The following is a 5,159-nucleotide window of genomic DNA, read 5'->3' on the forward strand; positions in this document are numbered from 1 at the left end:
CATGGGAATTTTAGAACATGGAAAAGATATTGTTTCCGTAGATAAGAGAACCCAGATTAAAACCGCTAAAATGCTGGCAAAAAGTTTAGCAGAACATGGTTATACGCAACCTATCGAGCAAAAAGTAAAAGTTTTAGGTAAAGACGCTTTAGGAATGTTCTACGTAGGAACAGACCAGATGTTAACCGGAAATTATATTTCTGAGCATGATAAGAAAATTGCAGATAAGTTAGCCAACGTAATGGTGGGTGGAAATCTTTCTGAGCCAACGGTTGTAACAGAGCAGTATCTATTGAATCTCGAAAGAGAAACGTTCTTACAGCTTTGCGGGGAAAGAAAAACACTGGAGAGAATTCAGTATATGTTACAAAATGGTAAACCGTTGAGAAATTAGATTTATCTGTAAAATTTAGAGAGTATTAACGTAAAAAGTATTTTAATATGCATGATTTTCGGCAACTTGAAGTTTGGAAAAAATCAATTCAACTTTGCAAAACATATTATTTTTTTCAAAAGAATTTCCAAAAGACGAATTATTTGGTCTTATATCTCAATCCAGAAGATCGTTATATTCTATTCCTTCAAACATAGCTGAAGGTGCTGGAAGAGATACTAAAGCTCAGTTTTCACATTTTTTAAATATTGCTTTGGGTTCTTCTTTTGAATTTGAGACTCAAATCATAATCGCCAAAGATTGTGAATTTTTTCCGGATGATAAATTTCAAAAGACTCTTACTGAAATACAGCATATCCAAAATATGATTATTAAACTGAAAAAAGTTTATTCAAGTTAAAACTTAAATACATTGTACATCATACAATAATACATTATACAATTTATGAAAACAGCATATATAGTAAAAGGGTTCAGAACTGCCGTTGGAAAAGCTCCAAAAGGAAGTTTAAGATTCACAAGACCCGATGTAATGGCGGCAACCGTAATTGAAAAATTAATGGCAGAACTTCCGCAATTAGACAAAAACAGAATCGATGACCTTATCGTTGGGAATGCGATGCCGGAAGCTGAACAGGGCTTAAATGTGGCACGTCTGATTTCTTTAATGGGGCTTAACACAGATAAAGTTCCCGGAGTTACCGTTAACAGATACTGCGCATCCGGAAGTGAAGCCATTGCGATTGCTTCTGCAAAAATTCAGGCAGGAATGGCAGACTGCATTATTGCAGGAGGTACAGAATCGATGTCTTACATTCCGATGGGTGGTTACAAACCGGTTCCTGAAACTCAGATTGCCAAAACAAATCCTGATTATTATTGGGGAATGGGTTACACTGCGGAAGAAGTTGCCAAGCAATATAAAATTACGAGAGAAGAACAAGATCAGTTTGCGTTTGAATCTCATATGAAAGCTTTAAAAGCAAATCAGGAAGGAAAATTTAAAAATCAGATCGTTCCGATTCCTGTTGAATATAATTTCTTAGATGAAAACCAGAAAATGCAGACTAAAAAGTTTGATTTCTCTGTTGATGAAGGTCCGAGAGCAGATACATCTTTAGAAGGTCTGGCTAAATTGAGACCAGTTTTTGCTAACGGAGGAAGCGTAACCGCCGGAAACTCATCCCAGATGAGCGACGGAGCGGCTTTCGTAATGGTCATGAGCGAAGAAATGGTAAAAGAATTAGGACTTGAACCTGAAGCAAGATTGGTTGCTTATGCCGCAGCAGGATTGGAACCAAGAATTATGGGAATGGGACCAATTTATGCAATCCCGAAAGCTTTAAAACAGGCAGGTCTGGAATTAAAAGATATTGAGCTTATCGAACTAAACGAAGCATTTGCCTCACAATCAGTTGCAATCAAAAAAGAACTGGGTTTAAATCCGGATATTTTAAATGTAAACGGAGGAGCTATTGCTTTAGGTCATCCTCTTGGATGTACCGGAACAAAATTAACGGTTCAACTTCTTGACGAAATGAGAAAACGTGGAAATAAATATGGTTTGGTTTCCATGTGCGTTGGAACAGGACAGGGAGCAGCGAGTATTTTTGAACTTCTTTAATTAATTATAGATTTTAAATTATAAATTTTAGATGAAATGAGTTTTAAGGAAGACAATTTGATTCAGATTAAGACATTTGAATTTGCATTGAAAATTATCAAGTTTTATATCGAATGCAAAGCTCAGAATGAATTTATTTTATCAAAACAAATTCTTCGTTGCGGAACTTCAATTGGTGCCAATGTTGAAGAAGGAATCGCAGCTCAATCTAAAAAAGACTTTATTTCCAAACTTTCAATTGCAAACAAGGAAGCACGGGAAACCAGATATTGGCTGAGACTTTATCAGTCTTCAAATTTAGTTCAAATCGAAATTGATTCCTATTTAAAAGAAATTGAAAGTATCATTAATATTTTAACGAAGATCATTAAAACTTCATCTGAAAATTTATAACTGAAATCTAATTTAAAATTTATAATCTAAAATTTAAAATAAACAATAATGAGCAATATAGTAAAAGGAGGAGAATTCTTAATTAAAGAAATTCCTGCAAACGAAATTTTCAGTCTTGAAGAACTGAATGAAGAACAAAAAATGCTTCGCGATTCTGCGAAAGAATTTATAGACAGAGAAGTAGTTCCGCAAAAAGAACGTTTCGAGAAAAAAGATTATGCATTTACCGAAGAAGTAATGCGTAAGCTTGGAGAAATGGGATTATTGGGAATTGCCGTTCCTGAAAATTACGGAGGTCTTGGAATGGGATTCGTAACAACCATGCTTGCCTGCGATTACATTTCCGGAGTTACAGGTTCATTGGCAACTGCTTATGGAGCGCATACCGGAATCGGTACCCTTCCCATCGTTCTTTACGGAACAGAAGCTCAGAAACAAAAATATCTTCCGGATTTAGCAGCGGGAACAAAATTCGGTGCTTATTGTTTGACTGAACCGGATGCAGGTTCTGATGCCAATTCAGGGAAAACAAGAGCAAAATTGTCTGAAGACGGAAAACATTACATCATCAACGGACAGAAAATGTGGATTTCCAATGCAGGATTCGCCGATACTTTTACTTTGTTTGCCAAAATTGATGATGATAAAAACATCACAGGTTTCGTGATCAACCGTTCAGAACTGGAAAATCCTGAAAGCCTTACTTTTGGTGAAGAAGAACACAAATTGGGTATTCGTGCCTCTTCTACGCGTCAGGTTTTCTTTAATGATATGAAAATTCCTGTTGAAAACCTTTTAGGAGAAAGAAACAACGGATTTAAAATCGCTTTAAATGCGCTGAATGTCGGCCGTATCAAATTAGCGGCGGCTTGTCTGGATGCACAGAGAAGAATTTTAAACCACTCTATTCAATATTCTAACGAGAGAAAACAATTCGGAGTTTCTATTTCGACTTTCGGAGCAATCAGAAAGAAACTGGCTGAAATGGCAACCGGAGTTTTCGTGAGTGAAGCAGGATCTTACAGAGCAGCAAAAAATATTCAGGATAAAATTGATGAACTGGTTGCAGGAGGAATGGATCATCAGGCTGCAGAACTGAAAGGAGTTGAGGAATTCGCGGTTGAATGTTCAATTCTTAAAGTTTTCGTTTCAGATCTTGCGCAGCATACTGCCGATGAAGGAATTCAGGTGTACGGAGGAATGGGATTCTCTGAAGATACTCCGATGGAAGCAGCATGGAGAGATTCAAGAATTTCAAGAATTTATGAAGGCACCAACGAAATCAACAGATTATTAGCGGTTGGAATGCTTATCAAGAAAGCGATGAAAGGAGAATTGGATCTATTATCTCCGGCAATGGCGATCAGCAAAGAATTGATGGGAATTCCTTCATTTGAAGTTCCGGATTATTCAGCTTTCATGAGCGAAGAAAAAGCAATTATTGCGAATCTTAAAAAAGTATTCTTAATGGTTTCCGGAGCGGCGCTTCAGAAATACATGATGGATATCGAGAAACAGCAGCATTTATTGTTAAACGCTTCCGAAATTCTTAATCAGATCTATATGGCAGAATCTGCAGTTTTAAGAGCAGAAAAAAACTTCTCTCCTGATTCTGTGGAAGCAGCAATGGCTCAGTTAAACCTTTATAAAGCGGTTGAAAAAATCATTGTTGCAGCAAAAGAGGGAATTGTTTCTTTTGCAGATGGTGACGAGCAGAGAATGATGCTTTCCGGATTAAGAAGATTCACGAAGTATACCAATCATCCTAATGTGGTTGCACTAACAGAAAAAGTGGCAGCTCATTTTATTGAGAAAGGAGCTTATTAGTCTTTTATATATGAATTTGATTTCAAAGCGCCTCAATTTGAGGCGTTTTTTTATTAGAGACTATATTAAATCCTAAAGTTATGTAATATAATATGGCTTTAAGTTGTTTTAGTATTGAATCAATATTTTAAAAAGACAAGCTATAGATTCAATTATTTTTTATACTTTTAACGAAAATACAAAAAAATGAAAATAACATTATTAACAATTCTATTGTTTTCAGCATCACTTACAGCTCAGCAAAGGATTGGAAAACAATTAATTCCAAGAACAGATTCTGCCGGAATTTATAAAATTGATTCTAAAGAGATCCAGCCCCCACAAAAAGCAGATAAAAAAAATCTGTATAAAATGCCCTCTGCAAAACCCAAAGAAGGTACAGAATATTCCAGCCTAAAAGATCAAAGACAGGATAAAAATGATTACAGAATGCTGAATTCCATCTCTCCGGAAATTCCGGAAAAAGAAGAGATTGCGAAACAGGCTCCGTCATCATCAAAATAAACAAATCTTAAAATTATACACATGGGAAAATTTATTATTTCTACAAGAAAAAACGGTGAGTTTCAATTTAATTTAAAAGCGGCAAACGGACAGGTTATCCTTTCCAGCGAAGGCTACAGTTCTAAAGCCGGTTGCCAGAATGGCATTGAGTCGGTAAGAAAAAACGCTCAGGACGATTCTAAATTTGAAAGGCTTACCGCAAAAGACGGACGTTCTTATTTTAATCTTAAAGCAACAAACGGGCAGATTATCGGAAGCAGCCAGATGTATGAATCTGATAACGGCATGGAAAAAGGCATCGAATCCGTAAAAAACAATGCGCCAAACGCATCTGTGGAAGAAGAGCTTGATTAGAAAAGATATCATAAAATAATTTTTGTAAAATGTCTCAGAATGTTGAGGCATTTTTTATCTTTG

General features: G+C 36.0%; 6 protein-coding genes and 1 pseudogene. All 7 read left to right on the forward strand.

The features are described 5' to 3' along the window. A pseudogene (locus tag WFK35_RS20410) lies at positions 1 to 394 on the forward strand (3-hydroxyacyl-CoA dehydrogenase); the annotation flags it as partial. A 73-nt stretch (positions 395 to 467) separates the two neighbouring features. Beyond that, positions 468 to 794 carry a four helix bundle protein gene (locus WFK35_RS20415; RefSeq protein ID WP_336734299.1) on the forward strand — a complete coding sequence of 109 codons (327 nt, stop codon included), beginning with the start codon at positions 468 to 470 and terminating at the stop codon, positions 792 to 794. Positions 795 to 839: 45 nt separating this feature from the next. Further along, positions 840 to 2,018 carry a thiolase family protein gene (locus tag WFK35_RS20420; RefSeq protein ID WP_076390314.1) on the forward strand — a complete coding sequence of 393 codons (1,179 nt, stop codon included), beginning with the start codon at positions 840 to 842 and terminating at the stop codon, positions 2,016 to 2,018. A 36-nt stretch (positions 2,019 to 2,054) separates the two neighbouring features. After that, the gene (locus WFK35_RS20425; RefSeq protein WP_185204467.1) at positions 2,055 to 2,411 is read left to right on the forward strand and encodes a four helix bundle protein; all 357 of its coding nucleotides are present in this window, start codon (positions 2,055 to 2,057) and stop codon (positions 2,409 to 2,411) included. Positions 2,412 to 2,459: 48 nt separating this feature from the next. Beyond that, positions 2,460 to 4,238, forward strand: coding sequence for an acyl-CoA dehydrogenase family protein (locus tag WFK35_RS20430; protein WP_336734300.1), 1,779 nt, complete (start codon positions 2,460 to 2,462; stop codon positions 4,236 to 4,238). A 186-nt stretch (positions 4,239 to 4,424) separates the two neighbouring features. Then, positions 4,425 to 4,742: a hypothetical protein gene (locus WFK35_RS20435; RefSeq protein ID WP_336734302.1), complete on the forward strand. Its 318-nt coding sequence runs from the start codon at positions 4,425 to 4,427 to the stop codon at positions 4,740 to 4,742. Between the two features lie 21 nt (positions 4,743 to 4,763). Then, positions 4,764 to 5,096: a YegP family protein gene (locus WFK35_RS20440; RefSeq protein ID WP_214589681.1), complete on the forward strand. Its 333-nt coding sequence runs from the start codon at positions 4,764 to 4,766 to the stop codon at positions 5,094 to 5,096. Positions 5,097 to 5,159: the final 63 nt, after the last annotated feature.

The sequence above is a fragment of the Chryseobacterium sp. VD8 genome (genome assembly GCF_037149975.1).
GTDB classification, from domain to species: Bacteria; Bacteroidota; Bacteroidia; order Flavobacteriales; family Weeksellaceae; genus Chryseobacterium; species Chryseobacterium indicum.